Annotated in this window: 15 protein-coding genes; 11 read left to right on the top strand and 4 right to left on the bottom strand. The window is 48.6% G+C overall.

Features of this window, described 5'->3' with window-relative positions; all coding sequences use genetic code 11:
• Positions 1–9 precede the first annotated feature (9 nt).
• The 4 genes from JWG88_RS10275 to JWG88_RS10260 all read left to right on the top strand — a co-directional run bounded on the left by JWG88_RS10275 (position 10) and on the right by JWG88_RS10260 (position 4,098).
• Positions 10–333, top strand: coding sequence for a carboxymuconolactone decarboxylase family protein (locus JWG88_RS10275; RefSeq protein ID WP_205233636.1), 324 nt, complete (start codon positions 10–12; stop codon positions 331–333).
• Positions 334–751: 418 nt separating this feature from the next.
• On the top strand, positions 752–1,756 hold the full coding sequence (locus JWG88_RS10270; protein WP_205233635.1) for a cyclic nucleotide-binding domain-containing protein: 1,005 nt from the start codon (positions 752–754) through the stop codon (positions 1,754–1,756).
• Positions 1,757–1,902: 146 nt separating this feature from the next.
• Positions 1,903–2,667, top strand: coding sequence for a hypothetical protein (locus tag JWG88_RS10265; protein ID WP_205233634.1), 765 nt, complete (start codon positions 1,903–1,905; stop codon positions 2,665–2,667).
• Positions 2,668–2,733: 66 nt separating this feature from the next.
• Positions 2,734–4,098: a sigma 54-interacting transcriptional regulator gene (locus JWG88_RS10260; protein ID WP_205233633.1), complete on the top strand. Its 1,365-nt coding sequence runs from the start codon at positions 2,734–2,736 to the stop codon at positions 4,096–4,098.
• 33 nt (positions 4,099–4,131) lie between these two features.
• Here JWG88_RS10260 and ltaE read toward each other — a convergent pair whose 3' ends face one another.
• Positions 4,132–5,154 (bottom strand): low-specificity L-threonine aldolase, encoded by a 1,023-nt coding sequence (gene ltaE / locus JWG88_RS10255; RefSeq protein WP_205233632.1) that lies wholly within the window; start codon positions 5,152–5,154, stop codon positions 4,132–4,134.
• Between the two features lie 500 nt (positions 5,155–5,654).
• On the opposite strand from ltaE, the gene JWG88_RS10250 reads away from it, so the two are divergent.
• The 4 genes from JWG88_RS10250 to JWG88_RS10235 all read left to right on the top strand — a co-directional run bounded on the left by JWG88_RS10250 (position 5,655) and on the right by JWG88_RS10235 (position 10,164).
• Positions 5,655–6,272, top strand: a complete 618-nt coding sequence (locus JWG88_RS10250; protein ID WP_337833117.1) for a nucleotide exchange factor GrpE — start codon at positions 5,655–5,657, stop codon at positions 6,270–6,272.
• 149 nt (positions 6,273–6,421) lie between these two features.
• On the top strand, positions 6,422–8,344 hold the full coding sequence (gene dnaK, locus JWG88_RS10245) for a molecular chaperone DnaK (protein ID WP_205233631.1): 1,923 nt from the start codon (positions 6,422–6,424) through the stop codon (positions 8,342–8,344).
• A 220-nt stretch (positions 8,345–8,564) separates the two neighbouring features.
• Positions 8,565–9,530, top strand: coding sequence for a tryptophan--tRNA ligase (gene trpS / locus JWG88_RS10240; protein WP_205233630.1), 966 nt, complete (start codon positions 8,565–8,567; stop codon positions 9,528–9,530).
• A gap of 58 nt (positions 9,531–9,588) precedes the next feature.
• Positions 9,589–10,164: an HDIG domain-containing metalloprotein gene (locus JWG88_RS10235; protein ID WP_205233629.1), complete on the top strand. Its 576-nt coding sequence runs from the start codon at positions 9,589–9,591 to the stop codon at positions 10,162–10,164.
• Between the two features lie 179 nt (positions 10,165–10,343).
• Here JWG88_RS10235 and JWG88_RS21925 read toward each other — a convergent pair whose 3' ends face one another.
• On the bottom strand, positions 10,344–11,309 hold the full coding sequence (locus JWG88_RS21925) for a peptidylprolyl isomerase (protein ID WP_306793087.1): 966 nt from the start codon (positions 11,307–11,309) through the stop codon (positions 10,344–10,346).
• Positions 11,310–11,648: 339 nt separating this feature from the next.
• Between JWG88_RS21925 and JWG88_RS10225 the strand changes: the two genes are divergently transcribed.
• Positions 11,649–12,950 carry a glycosyltransferase N-terminal domain-containing protein gene (locus JWG88_RS10225; protein WP_205233627.1) on the top strand — a complete coding sequence of 434 codons (1,302 nt, stop codon included), beginning with the start codon at positions 11,649–11,651 and terminating at the stop codon, positions 12,948–12,950.
• Between the two features lie 78 nt (positions 12,951–13,028).
• Here the strand turns inward: JWG88_RS10225 and JWG88_RS10220 are convergent, their stop codons facing one another.
• On the bottom strand, positions 13,029–13,418 hold the full coding sequence (locus JWG88_RS10220; RefSeq protein ID WP_205233626.1) for a DnaJ family domain-containing protein: 390 nt from the start codon (positions 13,416–13,418) through the stop codon (positions 13,029–13,031).
• Between the two features lie 215 nt (positions 13,419–13,633).
• Positions 13,634–16,696, bottom strand: a complete 3,063-nt coding sequence (locus tag JWG88_RS10215) for a ChaN family lipoprotein (RefSeq protein ID WP_205233625.1) — start codon at positions 16,694–16,696, stop codon at positions 13,634–13,636.
• Between the two features lie 397 nt (positions 16,697–17,093).
• On the opposite strand from JWG88_RS10215, the gene JWG88_RS10210 reads away from it, so the two are divergent.
• Together JWG88_RS10210 and JWG88_RS10205 are read left to right on the top strand one after the other, a co-directional pair.
• Positions 17,094–18,803: a B12-binding domain-containing radical SAM protein gene (locus JWG88_RS10210; RefSeq protein ID WP_205233624.1), complete on the top strand. Its 1,710-nt coding sequence runs from the start codon at positions 17,094–17,096 to the stop codon at positions 18,801–18,803.
• Positions 18,804–18,924: 121 nt separating this feature from the next.
• Complete coding sequence (locus tag JWG88_RS10205) at positions 18,925–20,106, top strand: phosphoglycerate dehydrogenase (protein WP_205233623.1); 1,182 nt, start codon at positions 18,925–18,927, stop codon at positions 20,104–20,106.
• Positions 20,107–20,226: the final 120 nt, after the last annotated feature.

Here is a 20,226-nt window from a genome sequence, read left to right as displayed (position 1 = left end):
GAGGACAGTATGACTACGGAACACAGAGTACCGAGCAAGCACTTTAATGAATTGGTGAAACAATACCCTGCTGTTTTTGAGGCTCATGAAAAATTGGGAACCGAGATACGCAGTGCAGGTCCGCTCGACGAAAAAACGCTGCAGCTCCTTCAACTGGCAGCTGCGGGTGCAATAGGTTCCGAGGGAGCCGTGCATTCCCATACACGTAGAGCCCTGGCGGCAGGAGTCTCTGTTGAAGAGATTTATCACGCGAATCTTGCCCTTATCTCTACTATCGGTTTTCCCAGTGCAATGGCGGCTATATCCTGGAGCAGGGATATTATAGAAAAATAATCCGCACCGGGGTGGTTTAGAAGCAAAGTGAACGGAGGCCAATATATCCGGAAATTTCCCCAGAAACGCCATTTCGGCACAAGTCGTAATTGATTTAATGTCCCACTCTAGAAAAACTGCTTAAGTTCTGTAATAAATCCGTGAATTACCGCTATAGCCAAGGCTTTTATCCAGCCCAGCTGAGCTATAAATCATGTGATTCCGGTGAGATGTTTTTAGCGGCAAGAGAAGTTGTATTTGGAGTGAATAGTTGAAAAAATAAATAGTTATAGAATTTTGGTTGATAAAGATGTTAGACTTATGAACGATGTCATGCAGAAAAATAGTACCAGTTGGCAGGAATTATTCTTGATGTAACCCATTTTCCAAAATGGGTGTTATCTTTTTTCTTTAAACCAGTATTGGAGGAAGTAAGGAAATGGTCCCTTCTACAGCGAATTCTTCCGATAGCGAAGATAAGGGTATCCTTATTAAAAAATTGTTCGATGAAATCGAGGCTGCTGCAAAATCAAGGGATTTCAAGAGCGCCGAAGCCTTGCGGGAGAAACTGCTGGAAACAGACGCTACAGCATTGACTGAAATTATAAAATCGGCGGAAATAATCGAACAGGAAAAGGCTGCAGGTATCGATAAGGATCATTTGGCGATCTGGGACAGCCTTTATTCAACCCTGACGCAGGAGGAGAAAAACGGCCTGTTTTATTCCATGAAGAGGGTGGTGGTTCCGCCAAAAAAAATCATCCTCTCCCATGGAGCTTATAATACCCGCCTGTTCTTCATAGATCAGGGCAAGGTGACCATCATCTTTCCCCGTAAAGGGAAAAATACCGTCCTCGCCCAGCTTGGCAAAGGCAACATTCTTGGCGAATACAGTTTTACCTCAATTTCACTGTGTTCGGCAACTGCGGTCAGTCATACCGAAGTCGTGCTGTACTGTCTGGAGAATTCGGCAACAGACAGTTGGCATGAAGAGTTACCCGGACTCTATGAAAAAATAATCGACTTTTGTATAAAACACGGCAGCCTTGAAGATATTTCCCGCTGGAAATCAATGGAGAAAAGAAACAAACCACGCTATCCCTTGAGCGGTCCTCTGAAGGGATCGCTGCTTGACAAAGAGGGGAATAAAACAGAGACCTATTTTCGCGGTATGCTAACGGATATTTCCGTAGAAGGCTGTGCCTTCGAGATCAAACTGTCCAAAAAGGCCACGGCAAGGGCTCTGCTGGCGCGGCACCTGCTCCTTCAGGTTACTTTTGAAGTGAATGACAGTCCCGTGGAATTTGAGATGGTCGGGAAAGTCGTTAAAGTCACATTTTTCATGCATAACGATTACTGTATTCATATAATGTTCGATAAGTCCCTGAAAAAAGCCACTCTTGGGGAGATACTCTCCAAAAAGAGAGGGAAAACTGGACGGTAATGCTTTTCTCTTTCCCCGCCCGAGTTAGATCTTACAGCCGGCCAAAAGTGATAGCCCCCTTTTACCTCTGCTGGGTTTTACCAACAGTGGTGTTTTATTATTTTCCGGTGCCTGAGGGCATCAGTTCATTCCAGCAGAATCTCATCTTGTTTCTCTTTGTGGCGATGTATCTCCTGCTCGCCTCTTCTCTAACCTATCGAATCATAAAGTTTGTTTTGCTAAATGATCGGGCGGAAGTATTTAAATATAGTGCTGTTGCTCTGTTTCTTTTTTTGCTTATCTATGGCTATGCACGAATATATGATTATGCCGCGGTGTTGATTGCCGGGCTGTCGACAGCCAATCTGCTCTTCGCAGCCGGGATTGCGGGTACTGTTCTCTCGTCTGCGATCAAAAGAACAGGAGAATTGGTACCGGTCTGTCTTACTGCGGCAACTGCGGACCTGATGAGTGTCATCAAGGGGCCGACCAAGGGGATGATTGAAGATATATCAGCCTACTATGAACAGGGAATGATAGGTCCCCCCCCCTTTGTAGATTTCATCGTGGTCAAGGCGGGTATCCCCGGTTATGATGTTCCACTGCCTCTTTTTGGTGTCACGGACTGGGTGTTGGTGGCGCTGCTTTCCGCCTCTTTGCTGCGCTTGAATAAGACGGACAACCTGTTGCCGGGCGTGAGGCAGGCGCAGGAGCGGTTTCTCTATTTACCGGTTTCGGCTTTTGCCCTTTTTACAGGCCTCGTCACTGCTCAGATTACCGGGCTGTTTCTGCCGGCAATGGTCTTTATTGTTCTGTTTTTTCTTGCCTATCTTGTTATAAAGCTGAAAGTGCACAGGGAATTAGAAAGAAGTGATGTCCTCTTCAGTTTTCTGTTTCCTTCCTGTGTTGTTGTCGTTATTTTGTTGATCTAAGCGGATAGGCTGAGAAGAAATCATAGTGGCGAGGCCACCTTTTAAGTGATTGTTGAGGTGTTGGCAGTGGTCAAAAAGAGAAGTCAGGTAACGATACTCGTTGTTGATGATGAGCAGGTCCATCGCTTCATGCTCTGCTCTATGTTCAAGGAGTGGGGCTGGAAGTGTGTCGAAGCCGATGACGGCAGCACAGCCGTGGAAGCTGTCCGCCATAATATATATGATGCCGTGCTCATGGATGTACGTATGGCAAAGATGGACGGCAGGGAGGCCTTTTCGCGAATCCAGGAGCTGCGACCGGAACTGCCGGTGATCATCATGACAGCCTACTCCTCGGTAAATGATGCGGTTGAAGCGATTCAGCACGGTGCTCATGACTACCTGACTAAACCACTTGATTTTGACAGACTGCGGCTGGCCCTGGAGCGAGCCCTGGACCACCAGCAGGTGGAGAGCAGGAAACAGGGAAACACCACGAATGAAAAGCAGCTGGAGACCGATATTATCGGCTCCTCCGCTCCGATGAAGGAACTTCTCGAAATGATAGGCTATGTTGCCCCTACCGAAGCAACCGTCCTCATTGCGGGCGAGTCTGGAACAGGCAAGGAGCTGGTGGCGGAGTCGCTTCATGTCAACAGCACCCGCAGCAGCGGTCCTTTTGTCAAAGTAAATTGCGCCGCTCTGGTGGAAACCCTGTTGGAATCAGAGCTCTTCGGCCACGAGAAGGGGGCATTTTCCGGGGCGGACAGGCGCAGGGAAGGCAAATTCGTGCAGGCCGACGGCGGCACTCTCTTCCTCGATGAAATCGGAGAGACCAGCCAGGCGATGCAGGTGAAGCTCCTCCGAGTTCTTCAGGAACAGGAACTGCAGCGGATTGGCGGTGAAGAAACAATTACCGTTGATGTGCGGGTAATCGCCGCCACCAACCGCAATCTTGAAGAAGAGGTTGCTGCCGGCGCTTTTCGTGAAGATCTGTATTACCGGCTCAATGTGGTAATGCTCACTGTTCCGCCTCTGCGGGAGAGAGAAGAGGATATTCCTGCTCTGGTTGAACATTTCGTTGAGAAATTTGCCCAGAAAAACAGACGCACTGTCGACATGATAACCCCGGAGTGTCTGAAGCTTCTCCGCAAGTATCCCTGGCCCGGCAATGTCCGGGAGCTGGAAAACGCCATCGAACGCGGAGTGATCCTCATGCGCGGTGATCAACTCACCGAGAAAAGCCTGCCGCTCTCTATTCAGAAATATAGGGACAACGGCAACGGGCCTCCCCTGGAGAGCGAACTGCCCACCTCCCTTTATGAAGCGGAAAAAATGATCATCCTGCAGACCCTGGAGGAGACTGAGGGGAATAAAAGCGAAGCTGCCCGGCGGCTTGGTATCAGCCGTAAAACCCTGCAGAATAAACTGCAGAAATATGATGAGTCCTGAGACTGAAATTCCTTAAGGTTAACAGGTCACTTCTCAATGCGCTTTGGAGTAATATTCGCTGAAGGTCGAGACTATGAAGTCGATATCCTTTCTGTCGATTTCCAGATGAGTGACCAGCCTGACCTGTGTGCCCCGGGCAATGATGATTCCCCGCTGCCTGAGGTATACATGGAGTCCGGCAAGAGAATTCTCCGGCAGGGTAATAAAAACCATATTGGTCTGGGTATCATGATATCGAACATCAAGCTCGTCAATACCGCTCAAACCCCTTGCCAGTGCTTCGGCATTGTGCTGATCTTCACTGAGTCGGAAAATATTATTTTCAAGAGCATAAATACCTGCGGCGGCCATGTAGCCCGATTGCCGCATCCCGCCGCCTAAAACCTTACGCCACCTCCTGGCTTCGTCGATAAAACTTCGGTCGCCGCAGAGCAGCGAGCCCACGGGAGCTCCAAGCCCCTTGGAGAGACATATGGAGACGGAATCAAAGCATTGAGCAATCCGTTCGGCGGGAACATCCCATTTCCGGGCGGCATTGAAAAGACGTGCTCCGTCAAGATGAAGACGGAGCCCGTGTTGTGCCGCAAAAGCATTGCAGTCATCCAGGTAATCAAGCGGCAGCGCCAGTCCTCCCTGGGTGTTTTCCAGACAGAGGAGGCGGGTGCGGGCAAAATGGAAATCATCATCCTTGATATTCTTCTCCACCTCTTCGAGATCGAGACAGCCGTTTTCAAGAAATGGCAAAGGCTGTGGTTGAATGCTCCCGAGAACCGCTGCTCCTCCACCTTCATACTTATAGGTGTGGGCCTGCTGGCCGACGATATATTCATCTCCTCTGCGGCAGTGTGTCAGCAGAGCTGTGAGATTTGATTGGGTCCCCGATGGACAGAAAAGCGCAGCTTCTTTTCCAACTATTTCAGCAGCAAGCTTCTCCAGTCTGTTGGTAGTGGGATCTTCACCGTAAACATCATCACCCACCGCGGCATCGTACATGGCCGCAGACATTTCGGGAGTAGGGCGTGTTACCGTGTCGCTTCTCATATCCAGTGTTTTCATTGCAGTTCCATATAGAGAGTTGGTATAGAATGCTCGCACTCGGAGTGTAGCAAGCATTTATGCTCCCCATGTTTTTATAGCAAACTGAAAATTTTGCAATATTGAAAAAAATGATACTCTCGTAATTTTGCAAAATCATCATGGATACCTCATTGAGTGAGTACAAGGAAAAGCATTTCGGGTACAGAGCCATTGGGCACACCAAGACCGGGGCGAAAGCAGCGGCGGCCGACGAAGAAGAGGCAGGTTTTTTATGGGTGCTTTTCTTGACAATGAAAATTGGGCTACTTATTGTTCGCACAAGTTTAAAAAAGCAAAAGAGAAGTATTCATAGGATGTTGAGACTTTGTGGTTTTTTCAGGTTATCAAGATTGATGGCGTCGTAAAAGGGCCTGTCCGCCGTTCTGCAGCACATATCAGGGCCTGGGAACGTTTAATCGATAAATCTGGTGGACTTTTACGATTTAATCAACAAGTTGAGTTGTGTCTGGGAGGAGTAAGTGAGCAAAAAAGAGCAAAATGAGAATATTCCCGAAGAGGAGATGGGAGCGGAAAATTCGCCAAAAACTCCTGCAGAGGGTGAAGAAACGGTCACAAATGGAGGCGCTGAAGCCTCCGGGGATGCAGAGAAGCGTCTTGAAGAACAGTTTGCCGCGGCCCAGGAAGAGGTTGCAGACCTTACCGATAAACTTCTGCGGCTGGCCGCCGACTTTGAAAATTACAAAAAACGCAGTGAGAGAGAGCGCGCCACAACGATGAAGTATGCCGGAGAGCATATTTTTCGTGAGTTTCTTCCCGTTGTAGACAACCTCGAGCGAGCTGTCAGTCAGGGTGTTGCTGAAGATGCCGACGCTGAAACAAAACTTGCCGGATTACTGGAAGGCGTCGAGCTGACTTTAAAAAGCGTTCATGCAACCTTGAGGAAATTTGAAGTAGAGCCAATCAAAAGCGTCGGTGAACCCTTTGATCCCAACAAAGAAGAAGCGTTGACCATGGAGCCGAGCGATACTATTCCTGCCAATCACGTGGTCACTGAGTTTGAAAAGGGATATTTCTACAAGGATCGTCTGTTGCGTGCGGCAAAGGTGACCGTTTCCTCCGGGAAAGCAGAGAGTTGAGATTGCTTGTCGCTCCCCGGTAAGGAAATGCGGGGGCTTGACAAATTCATGAAGATGACAACTTTTAACACATTGCCGCACAATTGAAACGCTACTGAGTTGGATGGAGTTCGGAAAATCCGATTATAAGATATAAGGAGAGGAATGACATGGGCAAAATTATAGGAATTGATCTTGGGACCACAAATTCATGCGTGGCTATCATGGAAGGTGGCGACCCTAAGGTGATCGCCAACACTGAAGGCAATAGAACAACTCCATCTATTGTAGCTTTCTCGGATAAGGGAGAGCGAATGGTTGGGCAGGTCGCCAAACGGCAGGCGGTAACTAACCCTGAGCGTACACTGTATGCTATCAAACGCCTTATTGGTCGAAAATTTGTCGATGCCGAAGTAAAAAAATCCATTGAGGTAAGCCCTTTCAAAATTGTTGAAGGGACAAATGGAAGTGTTTCAGTCGAGGTGGATAAAAAAGTTTACCGGCCTGCTGAGATTTCCGCGATGGTTCTGGGAAAGATGAAGCAGACAGCCGAGGAATACCTTGGCGAAGAGGTAACCGATGCGGTAGTGACCGTACCTGCCTATTTTAATGATTCACAGCGTCAGGCTACCAAAGATGCCGGAAAAATCGCCGGACTGAATGTTCAGCGAATCATCAACGAGCCGACAGCTGCCTCGCTGGCTTACGGCCTGGACAAGAAGGGTGAGGAAAAGATAGCAGTCTTCGATCTCGGCGGTGGTACCTTCGATGTATCCATCCTGGAAATCGGTGATGGTGTGTTCGAGGTGAAATCAACTCATGGTGATACCTTCCTCGGCGGTGAAGACTTCGATATGCGTATCGTGAACTGGCTGGCCGACGAATTCAAACGCCAGCAGGGTATTGATCTGCGCACCGACAAAATGGCACTGCAGCGCTTGAAGGAAGAGGCAGAGAAGGCCAAGATGGAACTCTCCACCACCAAGGAAACCGATATCAATCTGCCGTTTATTACTGCCGATGCCACCGGACCTAAACACCTCAATATAAAATTGAGCCGTGCCAAGCTTGAAAGCCTGGTAGAGGATCTGGTCGAGCGTACCGTTCAGCCCTGCCGCACCGCTTTAAAGGATGCAGGACTTTCTGCCTCCGAGGTGGACGAGGTAATTCTGGTTGGTGGTATGACCAGGATGCCGATGGTACAGGCAAAGGTCGCTGAGATTTTTGGCAAGGAGCCCAATCGTGGAGTTAATCCGGATGAGGTGGTTGCCATCGGTGCGGCTATCCAGGGCGGCGTTCTCCAGGGTGATGTAAAGGATGTGCTTCTTCTTGATGTAACTCCTCTCTCTCTGGGGATCGAGACCTTGGGCGGCGTCACCACTAAACTGATTGAGAAGAATACCACTGTACCAACCAAAAAGAGCCAGGTGTTCTCTACTGCCGCAGATAATCAGCCGGCGGTTTCCATCCATGTCCTCCAGGGTGAGAGGGAGATGGCCGAAAACAACAAGACCATCGGTCGATTTGAACTGGCCGACATTCCTCCTGCCCCGCGTGGAGTTCCACAGATTGAGGTGACTTTTGATCTCGATGCCAACGGCATCTTGAATGTATCCGCCAAGGATCTTGGCACCAACAAGGAACAATCCATCAAGATTACAGCATCTTCAGGACTGACGGAGGAAGAGATCGAGAAGATGACCAGGGATGCCGAGTTGCATGCCGATGAAGACAAGAAGCGTAAAGAGCTTGTCGAGACGCGCAATCAGGCGGATGCTCTTGTGCATGCCACCCAGAAGAGTTTGAAGGATCTGGGCGATAAAGTGGATGATGAGACCCGTTCAAATGTTGAGAAAGAGATTGAAAATGTTAAAAGTGTTCTGGAATCCGGTGACACTGATAAAATCAAGGCGGCAATGGAATCATTGAGCACAGCTTCTCATAAACTGGCCGAGCTCATGTATGCCAAGGCTTCAAAAGAGAGCCCCGAGGATCAAGGTCCTTCAGGAGGTGGAGCTGCAGGTGGAGCCGGTGGAAAAGGCAAGAAGGATGATGACGATGTCGTCGATGCCGACTTTGAAGAAGTGAAATAGATGTAAGTCTTTCTTAACCGCGTTACCCAAGGGAGTGTGAAAATGAATTTTCACACTCCCTTTTTTTGTGTTTATGCGGTATGGTAGCCCCCTGGAAAAAATTACATATTATATTAATCTATTCTGATTACCTGTAACTTACCTGTAACTCATTTTCTGGTCCAGGCCGGAGCAGAGGATTAGGGGTAATCAGGTTATCCATTTAACCAATGTCAGGCTTATGAAAATTTTATCTGGAATTCAACCATCCGGTCAACTCCACATCGGCAACTATTTCGGTATGATGAAGTCGATGATTTCCCATATGGAAAACTCCGAACTCTATGTGTTTATTGTCGATCTCCATGCAATGACATCCGTGCACGACAGGGAGAGACTCTCTAAGGGTACACTTGAGGCTGCTGCTGATTTCCTGGCCTTGGGACTTGATCCCGAAAAATGTACCTTCTGGGTGCAATCCGATGTGCCGGAGGTCTGTGAGTTGAGCTGGGTTCTGTCAACTTTGACGCCCATGGGATTGCTGGAGCGCTGTCATTCCTATAAGGACAAGGTAGCCAAAGGAATAGCTTCCAACCACGCCCTGTTTGCTTATCCTGTCCTTATGGCTGCAGATATTCTCCTCTATCAGGCGGAGCAGGTTCCAGTAGGCCGGGACCAGAAACAGCATCTCGAAGTGGCGCGCGATCTGGCTCAGAAATTCAATAATGAATACGGTGAGACCTTCGTCATACCTGAACCGGCAATATCCCAGGAAACCGCGGTGGTTCCCGGTCTGGACGGCCAGAAGATGTCAAAATCCTACGGCAATACCATCCCCATCTTCCTGGAAGGCAAGCCTCTGAAAAAACGGGTGATGGCTATCGAAACCGATGCAACGCCCGTGGAAGAGCCCAAGGATCCCGAGAAGTGCAATCTCTTTAATATTTTCAAACTTTTTGCCACTCCTGAGAGAGTGCGGGAAGTGCATAGTCTCTACGTGAACGGCGGTGCGGCTTATGGCTATATTAAGCTTGAACTGCTTGATCTGCTGAATGACTTTTTTGGTCAAGCCAGACAGAAGAAAAAGGAATATATGACCGATCCGCAAATGCTGCGGGAAATTCTCGCCAGAGGCGGTGTCAAAGCCCGGGAAAAAGCAGCCCCCACGCTTGATCTTGTCCGGGACAGAGTCGGGCTGAAGTATTGATGACGTTTAACCCACTGGAAGATTTGTGAATCGAAAAGTGTTCTGGAGGAAGAAAAGTATGTCGTATGAGCAATTTGGTATGTCCAGAGAAGAGGCGCTGGCCTTGGTCAAAAGCCGGATCGGCAATGAAAATCTGGTCAAGCATTGCCTTGCCGCCGAGGCTGTTCTACAGGCTATGGCTGCAGAATTGGGTGAGGATCCGGACAAATGGGGGCTCGCCGGGCTGCTCCATGATCTCGATGCGGAGACCCAGCCCGATCTTGCGGTTCATACCAGGGAGACGGCGGAAATTTTACGGGGAAAAGGTGTCGATGGGGAGATTATCGAGGCAATACGCCTGCACAATCCTCAGGCCCATCCGGGAGAACAGCGGACCAGCCGCTTTCATCACGCCCTGGCTGCAGGCGAAACCATCACCGGTCTGATTATTGCCACGGCTCTGGTTTATCCCGACAAAAAACTCTCTTCGGTTAAAGCGAAATCGGTGAGAAAGCGAATCAAGGAAAAGGCCTTTGCCCGCGGTGCCGACCGGGATATTATCAGAGAATGTGAAAAGGCGGGAATTCCTCTCGCCGATTTTTGTGCATTAAGCCTTACGGCGATGCAGGGAATCGCAGGGGAACTTGGGTTGTAAAAAAGGAGGAAGCCATAAAGCCTCCCCCTCTGTTCTTTCCCCCAAAAACATCAGCTTGGAGCCTGTCGGAGAAGGCACTTTCTCGGAGTCTTCACTTACCTGATCTGAGAAAAATTGCAATTCTCCGACACACTCCTGGGTAGTTGTCCGAGAATGCCTTTCTCGGACGGCCTCCCAGGTTAGAAATCCACTAACTCTACATCAAATACCATGGTGGCATTCGGTGGAATAGGTCCCCGACCGGAGGGCCCGTAGCCCAGGTGCGAAGGAATTATCAGGGTTCGTTTTTCTCCCTTCTGCATGGTCAGGAAAGCCTCGTCCCATCCTTTGATAACTCTGCCGGCACCTACTGGAAACTCTATGGGCTGGCCGCGGTCGTAAGACGAATCGAACTTTGTGCCATCCAGTAATTTACCGGTATAATGAGCTTTTATCGAATCTCCTTTTTTAGGAGTTGCGTCACCTGAACCAGGCTCAACCACGACATATTGCAACCCGGAAGGTGTGGCTACGGCATCGGGCCAACGTTTGCTGATCTGATTGCGGGCCTCTTCCTGAGCTTCAAGCTCCTTGTCCCTGGCACGTTTATCCATGGAATCGAGCAGGAAGTCGAATGCAGCCTGGTCGCTTTGAAATTGTTCGGCCTTGTCTCCCTTGCGGATTATGCTGATGCTGTTGATTATATCGCCGCCTTCAATGGCGTTGACGACATCCTGGCCCGCAACCACGTGACCAAAAACGGTATGCTTGCCATCAAGCCATGGGGTAGCGACGTGGGTGATGAAAAACTGGCTGCCGTTGGTGCCGGGGCCGGCATTAGCCATGGACAGGATCCCCGGTCCGGTATGCTTCAGGCTGGGATCGATTTCATCGGGGAATGTATAGCCCGGTCCGCCTGTTCCCGTCCCCAGAGGACAGCCTGCCTGGACCATAAAGTCAGGAATGACCCGATGAAAGGTAAGGCCGTCATAAAATTTATGCCCGCTGGTGCCCGGGCCTGCTCCGAGTTCCTTGGTGCCTTCTGCAAGACCGACAAAATTTGCCACGGTAAGGGGGGTTTTTTCAAACTCGAGCATCGTTATAATCTCACCTTTTGAGGTGTCAAATTTAGCGTACATTCCATCTTTTAGTTGTGCATCTGCCATTTGTGGATCTCCAAGTAGAATTAGCAATGATAGGCTGAGAGTCAATAAAGCATGTACTTTATACATGATTCCTTCCTTTGCAAAGGTTTAGCTGGTAAATAGTTCCCTGGTATTGTAACCATTTGGCTGGAGATTACCAGAGGTGCTCTCGTTAAAAGAAATTAAGTGATAGCGGGATCCAAGGCATAAGAAAACGGATATTTTAATGCGTGAATCGGCCTCTTTTAGACAAGACCATCCAGTCAGGCTGGGTTTTGAAATTGGTAACTATTCAGCAAAAAGCCTAAAAAACCAGTAGATTATCCTGAATAGTTACTAAAATTGTTCGTGAGATTAAGTGTGTTCACTCTATATCGTTTTATTGTAGCTCTGCTCTTTTACCTCAGCTTACCCTTTCTGCTGCTGCTGGTTATGATCACTGGTAAGCATCGCCGGGGATTGCCTCAGCGCTTCGGATATTACCCTGTTCCCGTTGAAAAGAGTTCTCCGGGCACCACAGTCTGGATGCATGCCGCATCGGTGGGAGAAGTCAGGGCAGCCAAACCGATCATAGCGGAGTTGGAAAAGCAGTTGCCGGATATCAGAATCATTCTGACGACAATGACGGTTCATGGCAGGAGAATAGCTCTAAGTCAACTCGATGCATCAATTCCCTGCTATCTGGCTCCTCTTGATGTTCCTTTTATAACCGCAAGAGCGATCCGAAGAATACAGCCGGATATCTATATCTGCATTGAAACCGAGTTGTGGCCTGTGCTTCTTGACTCTCTTGCGCGCCGCAAGGTGAAATTATACATGGTTAATGGGAGGATATCTGAGAAATCACACAGAAAGTATCAGAGAATGAGGTGGCTGGTCGGCCGGGTTTTACAGCGTTTTGACAGGATGGCGGTTATCTCAGCAAGGGATAGATCGAGATACATCTCTCTTGGTGCAGATCCTCGATCCATCTCGGTAGAGGGGAATGTTAAATATGATTTTTTCCTTCCGCCTGATTTCAACGAGGTGGAAAAAAAGTACAGCGAACTACTTAAAATAACGGATGAAGAGGTGCTGGTGGCAGGCTCTACCCATACCGGTGAAGAGAGATTGCTGCTCGATCTGTACAGCGAATTTGCAAAAGAACGCTCCACCCTTTTTATCATTGCACCCAGACATGTGGAGCGTATTCCCGAGATTGAAAAAGAGCTGCACTCAAGAAATATCAAATATCAGCTTTTCAGCAGCATAAAAAGCCGCGGAGAGCTACGCGGGGAGCACATACTGCTTGTCGATACCCTTGGTGAACTGGCATCGATCTACAGCGTGGCCCATTTTGTGTTTTGCGGCGGCAGCCTGGTCAAGAAAGGAGGGCATAACCTCATGGAAGCGGCGGTATGGAACAAGGCGGTTTTTTATGGACCGCATATTGATGATTTTCATGATGCCGCTGACTTACTGGATGCCGGCTCGTGTGGCTTTATGGTGCCTACCATAGCCGAACTCAACAGCAGGATCCGGTATTACCGCAATCATCTTGAGGACTATCAAACCGCCTGTCTGCAGGCAGGCAGAATTGCCCGAGCTCAGCAGGGAAGTGCACGGCGGCAGGTGCATTTTCTTCTTGCCGGAAAAGCTGAGAAAAAACACCAGCATTATTAGCTTTATCCTTCTGTCGTTGCTTGACAATTTTTGTCACCGGCCCAAAGTGCAGGTGAGCGAAAATTGATGTGTCTTTTGCTATTCCTTCCGAGGTTTGGTATTAATGGTGACCCGCTCGACAACCCTGCGGTAATAATCATCCTGCTGGGCAATATTGGAAGGTTTTGATCTTTTCGCATCTATTTTCATAAGAAGAACATTGAGTTTTTTCATCTGCCGCAGCCTCTCATGTTCATCTTCCGTCGCGGCTATAAGTTCTTCAAGGCGCTGTACTTCCTTCTTTTCCTCGATCTCCGGCGGCAGGTATCCGCTGTTTTTCAATATCTTGTAAGCCATCTTGAGATCATCGGGAACGTGGCGGTCATCATCCAGCGGCAATGGCTTGTTTTTCCACTTTTCAGAAGTCAGCTTTCGTGTCTTCATTGCTTCAAGAATTCTCTGTTCAGCTATTCGTGCCAATGATTCCATGACTGACTTTCTCCAGATATAAAATTATGGTAACTATTCAGCAGCACCCCATCTGCACACGATCAGCCCGAAAAACATAGGCAAACTATAGTCTTCCGGGCTGCTTATGCACATCTGGAGCGCTGCTGAACAGTTACAGTTCAGGGCAAACTGCCGGTTTTAGGCTTCTTGCTGAATAGTTGAACTATGCAACTGATCCTGTGTTAAGGCTGACCTTATTTCATGTCAGGACGATAGAGTTCAACCTCGAATTCATGGATATCCTGCTCTGATTGCTCCACCCTTCTGATGGAAATGGCAGTGGAATCACCAGGCTTCAATCCCAACATGGCAATCCGGACATCCTCCATGGTTTCTACCGGGTAGCTGTTGACGGCTATCAGTCTGTCACCTTTCAGTAGTCCTGAATCCTGGGCCTTGCTCTTGGAATCCAGTGCTGTTATTTCCAGGAAAGTATCGCCGTTTTGCTCCTTTTCTTCAAGTGAAATACCTATTTTCCCGGCTGGCGGCAAAGATATTTCCGGCATGAAAAAATAGAAATCGGCAACTAGGGGGGTATCAATAGAAGCGCTGCTCTCCGTCACCAGAACACTTTGTTCGATAGAATCGAGCCGCCTCTTCACTCTTGGAGGTATGCCGTTGTCCTTTCTGGCATGCTGTGTTCCTGCCAGGACAATCAGCTGTTTTTCAGGATTGTTCCTAAGATATACTGCAATGTTTTCGGCCATCCCTTCGTCCCAAACGGCCTGAGCCTGGATAAAACCGCTCAGGCCGCCCTGTCCGTGTCCTCCAGTCATATGAAGACCGTGAATTGACTGCAGTCGCTGGTAGTACCCCGGCAGGCTCAGGTCGCGTTCTTCAGGGAGGAGCGCCTTTTCTTCCTCACTCAGAGATTGCACCGAGCCCTCCTTGAAAATCGAGCTGACAATACTGGTGTCAATGTTCAGTCCAAGCAGCGGTATCGCCTGTTTTTTGGCAAAATCAATGATGGGCTTGTAGTAGCGATAGTCGAATTTCCATACCCTGAAGTACCCTGAGCGTTTGAGAAAATCCTGTTCGCTCATGGTGCTGTCGGTGGAAACATATTGATCAAGCGCCTTCTGGCTACTTTGGGGGAACATTTCCAGACCAATGGCAATATCGGGATTGTTGCGATAAAGGCCTTCGATAATGAGATGTTGCAGCTGATGATCAGCCATTGCCGTATGGGTTTCACCAATATAGATGACCCGGGAGTTCTGCATCGCCTTGATAACTTCCTCCAGGCTCAGTGTCCTGTCCGCAGGAACCGCGACAGGCTGAGCCGCAATGGGCACTTGAAGGCCCATGGTACCAGGAGAAAAACGTTTGTCGGTGATAAGGCCATTACGAAACTGCAGATAGGAGTATTTACCGTAATGGGGCAGCTTGGCCAGGGCTTTTTGCAGTTGCTCCGCATTGCCCGAGGAGAGCAATAGAATGGATTTACTCTTGTTGAGCGGGTGAATCCTGTTCTCCAGGGTCAGGCCCGTTGGTGCATGATTCAGGGGGCCGAAGAGCGAGAGAGCGATCGGGTTCTCTTTGCCAGGAAGAATGAGGTTGCTGTCACTGAGTTCTGCACTGCTGAGCTTATCCGCATGTCGCACTTCCCAGTTTTGCTCTGCAAAAAAGTCGATAAACGCTGAGAATCGCATATTTTCATCCCCGGAAACGACAACTATTGCTTTTCTCGGGCCAAGAAAATTGGAAAGAATTGCCACCCTTTCGCTCTCATCGAGACGGCGCAGCAGATCATAGCGTGGGTCGATAATGACTTCAAATGGGGAAGAGGAAAGGCGGAGCCGTATTTCTTCCGTGGCCAGGGAGATTCGCCGTGTAAAGGTTTGCCGGCCGGCTGAGGTTATGACATCGATGGCTATACTGAATTCAAAGGGCGCTTCTGTTTTCTGCAGGAGAGAGAAGCTGAGAGCTGTTCCCTCGGCCGTTGCATCCACTGATATATTTTCAACCTCCAGGTCCGGTATGTAGGCGCGGTTGAGTCGTTGCTCGAAAAAAGACTCGAGTGTGAAGCCTGATACGGTCTCAAAAACTGCTTGTATATCCGACCAGCCCGCAGGTTTACCTTTATAGCGGGAGTAGAACAGTTTGATCCCCAGGAAAAAATCCTCATCGCCTAAATATTTTCGCAATTCATGGAATACCATGGCACCGCGAATGTATCCAGAGGCGCGAACGGATTCGGCCATCGGCTGGTTATGGCTTGCCGAGGTAAATGCCCTGAGGGGGATTGCTGATTCCTCTTTCACATAGCTGTTATATTTTAAAAAATTCTCTTTCCGGCTAATTGCTCCTTCAGTTTTTTTTTCCCTGTAGAGCCAATCGGCGAGGTAAGTTGTCAAACCCTCACCCCAATTTCCAGTCCCGGTGTCAATTTCAATGGAATTACCAAACCAGGAATGCAGAATTTCATGACCCAGTGAAGTATATTTGATGAATGGCAGCCGAATCACGCTTTTACCGAGCAGGGTGAAGGTGGGCATTCCATAGCCTGTCGGATGCATGTTCTCGACAATGGCGAAATGGTTGTAAGGGTAGGGGCCGACAAGTTCTTCGTAGCGGTTGATATATTGCCGTGCAGCCTCGAGATATTCCGGGGCAAGCTCCCGGTCTTGCGGCAGGAAGTAGGTGTAGACCTGTAGTCCTTCACGAACCGCCAGGCTGTCGATGATGAAGGGAGCGGCAATGAAATGCAGAGAGCGCAGAGGATTTGAAAAAGCGAAGCGGGCAGTCTGATCTGCGGCATTCGGGAGACGATCGCTTTCCGCGAAGGCGGTAAATCCTTGTGGAACTTCAGCGCTCAGCGAGAACAGAACGTCTCTGGAAGGAAAAGGATACCAATCGTGCAGCAGTGATATGCCTTCGGCAACTATACTGTTCTCGCCCTCCTGCACGACCTCCTTTTCATAGGAAATATAGAGTTCCTGTTGATCTTTGTCCGGTGGAATGGTTATCTGAGAAAGCTCTTTTACTGAAATGCTTCCGGGTGTTGCCGCACGTTTTTCAACCTGTATTTCTACCTGTATCGCCGTTGTGTCGATCCCGTCAAGAAAGACGGTTAGTCCCTCCTCGGGAGGGATGGTGATATGGGCTGTTCCGTAGAGCAGATTCCTGGCAATGTTGAAGGAGACGGCAAGCTCGTAGCGCGGTATGGGTGAGGTCTCGTTGGCCATAACAGCTCCATGAAGGAAGGAAACCAACAAGATGAGCAGCGCATGTACGACTATTCGTATAAAATTCATCAGAAAAATCCTGCTGGATATTTTTTAGCCGATAATTCGGAGCGCCCCAGAGGTTTTCCGAGAATAGGCATTTTCATTCAGATCGAGGCGAATTCGAAAAAATTACCGGAGACATATAATTAATATTTTGAGGATAATTTTTTCGAGTTTAATAAAGATATGGGCGAAAAGGGCATTCTCGGTCGGCCTCCTGGGCAGGCATCACGGGAATGGGGGCTTTTTACGAGACTTACTTGTCTGATAGATAATTATAATACTTTGTGTTAAACTTGCTAACTTGATTAGCAAACTCCACTGGTACCCTTGTGCAGGGGCACTGAAAAAAAGCGGCACAGCAGAGAATTAGCAGTCGTCCATAAATGGTTGCGGTTAATTCAGTTCTTTCTGCCGTCAATTATTGGCATTTCTTACGCTTATGCGGATTTCCCTTGTCGGCCTCAACGCCCGATATACTCACTCGTGCCTTGCACTCTTCTATATTCGCAACGAGCTGCTGCGCAATAGTGATGATTTTGAGGTACAAATACAGCAATTTACCATTAATGATCCCTATTATGAGATGCTCCTGCAACTCAGTGCAGGTTCCTTTGATTATTATTTTTTTTCCGCCTCAATCTGGAACAGTGATCTTGTAGTGCGGCTTATCGATGATCTGCTCCGGATAGATCCACAACATCTCTGTGTTGTCGGCGGACCACAGGCGGAGGTAATTGGTAAGACCATTGTTCATCCGCGCCTCTTCGTAGTCACCGGGGAAATCGAAAGAGTCGGTCCGGATTTCTATAAGGATCTGCAGGAAAGGAAATTACAGCAGTCGTATGGCGCAGGAGGCCGCGGCAGGGATTTTTCCGCCCCGTATGTGGATTCGGATTTCACCGACCATCTGCAGAACAGGCATATTTATTATGAAGCCTCCAGAGGCTGCCCCTTTTCCTGCACGTATTGTCTCTCTGCCGCCCATAGAGGTATTTATCATAAAGAACTAACGCGGGTCCGGGCTGAATTGGATCAGATCCTGAGATGGAACCCCCGTGTTGTTCGCTTTGTCGACAGAACCTTCAACGATGATACTGCCAGAACACTTGCCATCTGGAAATTTCTTGCTGGACAGCAATGTGATACGGTCTTTCATTTTGAAATGAGCCCGGACCGTTTCACGGAAGAAATGTTTGTCTTTCTGGAGAACCTTCCTGCCGGTAAGTTTCAGTTCGAAATCGGTATCCAGTCGACCAATGGAGCAACACTTAAGGCTATTCGAAGATCAATGAATATCGAAGTCGCCCGCATAAACCTTCTGCGATTAAGCCGGATGAATACCATTCATCTGCACGCTGATCTGATTCTGGGACTGCCGTATGATACACCATCAAGTTTTCTAGCCTCCTTCCGAGAGGTTTTTGCCATGAAACCCCATTATATCCAGATGGGGTTGCTCAAGGTGCTGCCGGATACACCTATGTGTCATACCGCACCCGAATATGGGTATACATATAGCTCCACGCCGCCGTATTCGGTGTTTGCCAACACATGGCTCAACCATCAGGATATGCAGAAACTGTACTGGTTTTGCGAATGCGTTGAGAGATTTGTCAATAACCGCTATTTTGTCTCCCTGTGGGAGTATTTCCGCAGCAGTAAGCTCGATATCGTGGCCTTTTTCCAGAGACTGCTTGAGGTGTGTCGGCAACAGGGCTTTTTTCAAAGAGCCCCGACTCAGGAATTTTTAAACTCTCTTCTTCTTGACTGCCTGAAAAACCGGCACGACTTCGACTATATCCTTGAATTATTACGCTATGATTGGTTACGCTGCGGGCACAGGTTTCTGCCGGAAGCTCTTAGCGTAGCTGAACAGAAAAGCTCGAGAACCATAAAAAAGATGCTGTTTGGCTTTATTGATGATCACTCTCTGTCGGGCAGCAGCGGCGCCGAGAGGATGTATCTTCTCAAAAAGGGTTTCTTCCTCGAATGTTCGGAAAAATTTTTTGAAGAACAAGGCTTTGAGACCGGCAAAGGACGCCATTTTCTTTGTTTCGTTCCGGAAAGAACGACCGGTCTGCGCCGCTTTCACCGTGTAGAACAGTTTTATTTGCCCGAAAAGCCTGATTGAGCATGTCTTCTTGCTCAAGGTAGACTTTTGTCAGTGGTAAAGCTGCGCAGGAGGTTTAACCATCTTTCCGGTTAAGCCATGAACAACCCCAGGCGCTAACATTCCAGCAAAGGAGATAAAGGTGAAAAAGTACAAGATAAAAGTGATGAATGCGATTGCCCGGGAAGGGCTTGATCTCCTGGGCGAAGAATATGAGGTTTCGGCTGATGAAACAGCACCGGACGGTATTCTGGTGCGGAGTTCCACTGTCGATACCGACGACTATCCGGGACTTCTGGCCGTGGCCAGGGCTGGTTCTGGGGTAAATAATATCTCTGTTGAGAAGGCGACTGAGAAAGGGATCTGTGTCTTTAATACACCCGGTGCAAATGCCAACGCCGTCGTCGATCTTGTATTTCCAATGATCGGAGTCTGGATGAGGAACATCTATGAAGGGATCAGTTTCTGTCAGTCTCTGGCGGGAGGGGATCCATCCCGGGTGAACCGGCAGGTTGAAAGTAAGAAAGCGGTGTTTAAAGGGGTGGAGATTGCCGGCAGGAATCTGGCAGTAGTGGGTCTTGGAAAAATCGGAGTGAGGCTTGCCAACGGCGGCATTCACAGACACATGAACGTCAAGGGATTTGATCCGAGACCAACGCTGGAGAACATTCATCTTCTGCTGCCGGAGGTGAAAATTACCAGAACGCTGGCGCAGACGCTGGCTGATGCGGATGTAGTCAGCCTTCACCTCCCTTTAGGGCCGAACACCGAAGGAATGGTTGACGAGGAATTCCTTGCTATGATGAAAAATGACGCTATCCTGGTTAACTACGCCAGAGGTCCGATCGTTAACGAGAAGGCGGTCCTTGATGCCCTTGATGCGGGACGTCTGCAGGGGTACATAACCGATTTTCCCACATCCGGATCAATTGGTCACCCTAAGGTGTTGACGACCCCTCATCTCGGAGCCTCCACCAGTGAATCCGAAGAAAAATGTGCTACCATGGCCGTCAATGAACTTTCAAATTTCCTGGAGTACGGCAATATCGGCTACAGTGTTAATTTCCCTAATCTCGAATCAACTCCTTCCGCTAAAGTGCACACGCGGCTGATCATGATTAACAGGGATGTCCCGGGAATGATCGCCTTTGCGTCAAATGTTATCAGTAGGTTCAATATAAATATCGCCAGTTATATAAATGAATCGAACGGTACTATCGGTTATAATATAATCGATCTTGAATCGCCGGTGACTGCCGAACTGGTCAAGGAAATAGAAAAAAACCAGGATGTCATCAGAACCAGATTGATATTGTTCAAATAATTTCAGCAGGGTGGCAGTCGGTATAATTTGTACACCCGGTAAAAAAAATTTCACAACAGCATGTATATAACTTCATAACATAACTTCAGTAATTATTATTCCGGAAAATATTGTACAAAA

The sequence above is a fragment of the Desulfopila inferna genome (genome assembly GCF_016919005.1).
Lineage (GTDB): Bacteria > Desulfobacterota > Desulfobulbia > Desulfobulbales > Desulfocapsaceae > Desulfopila_A > Desulfopila_A inferna.
The sequence above is the reverse complement of the archived record's forward strand: the minus strand, read 5'-3'. Positions and strand labels throughout refer to the sequence as shown.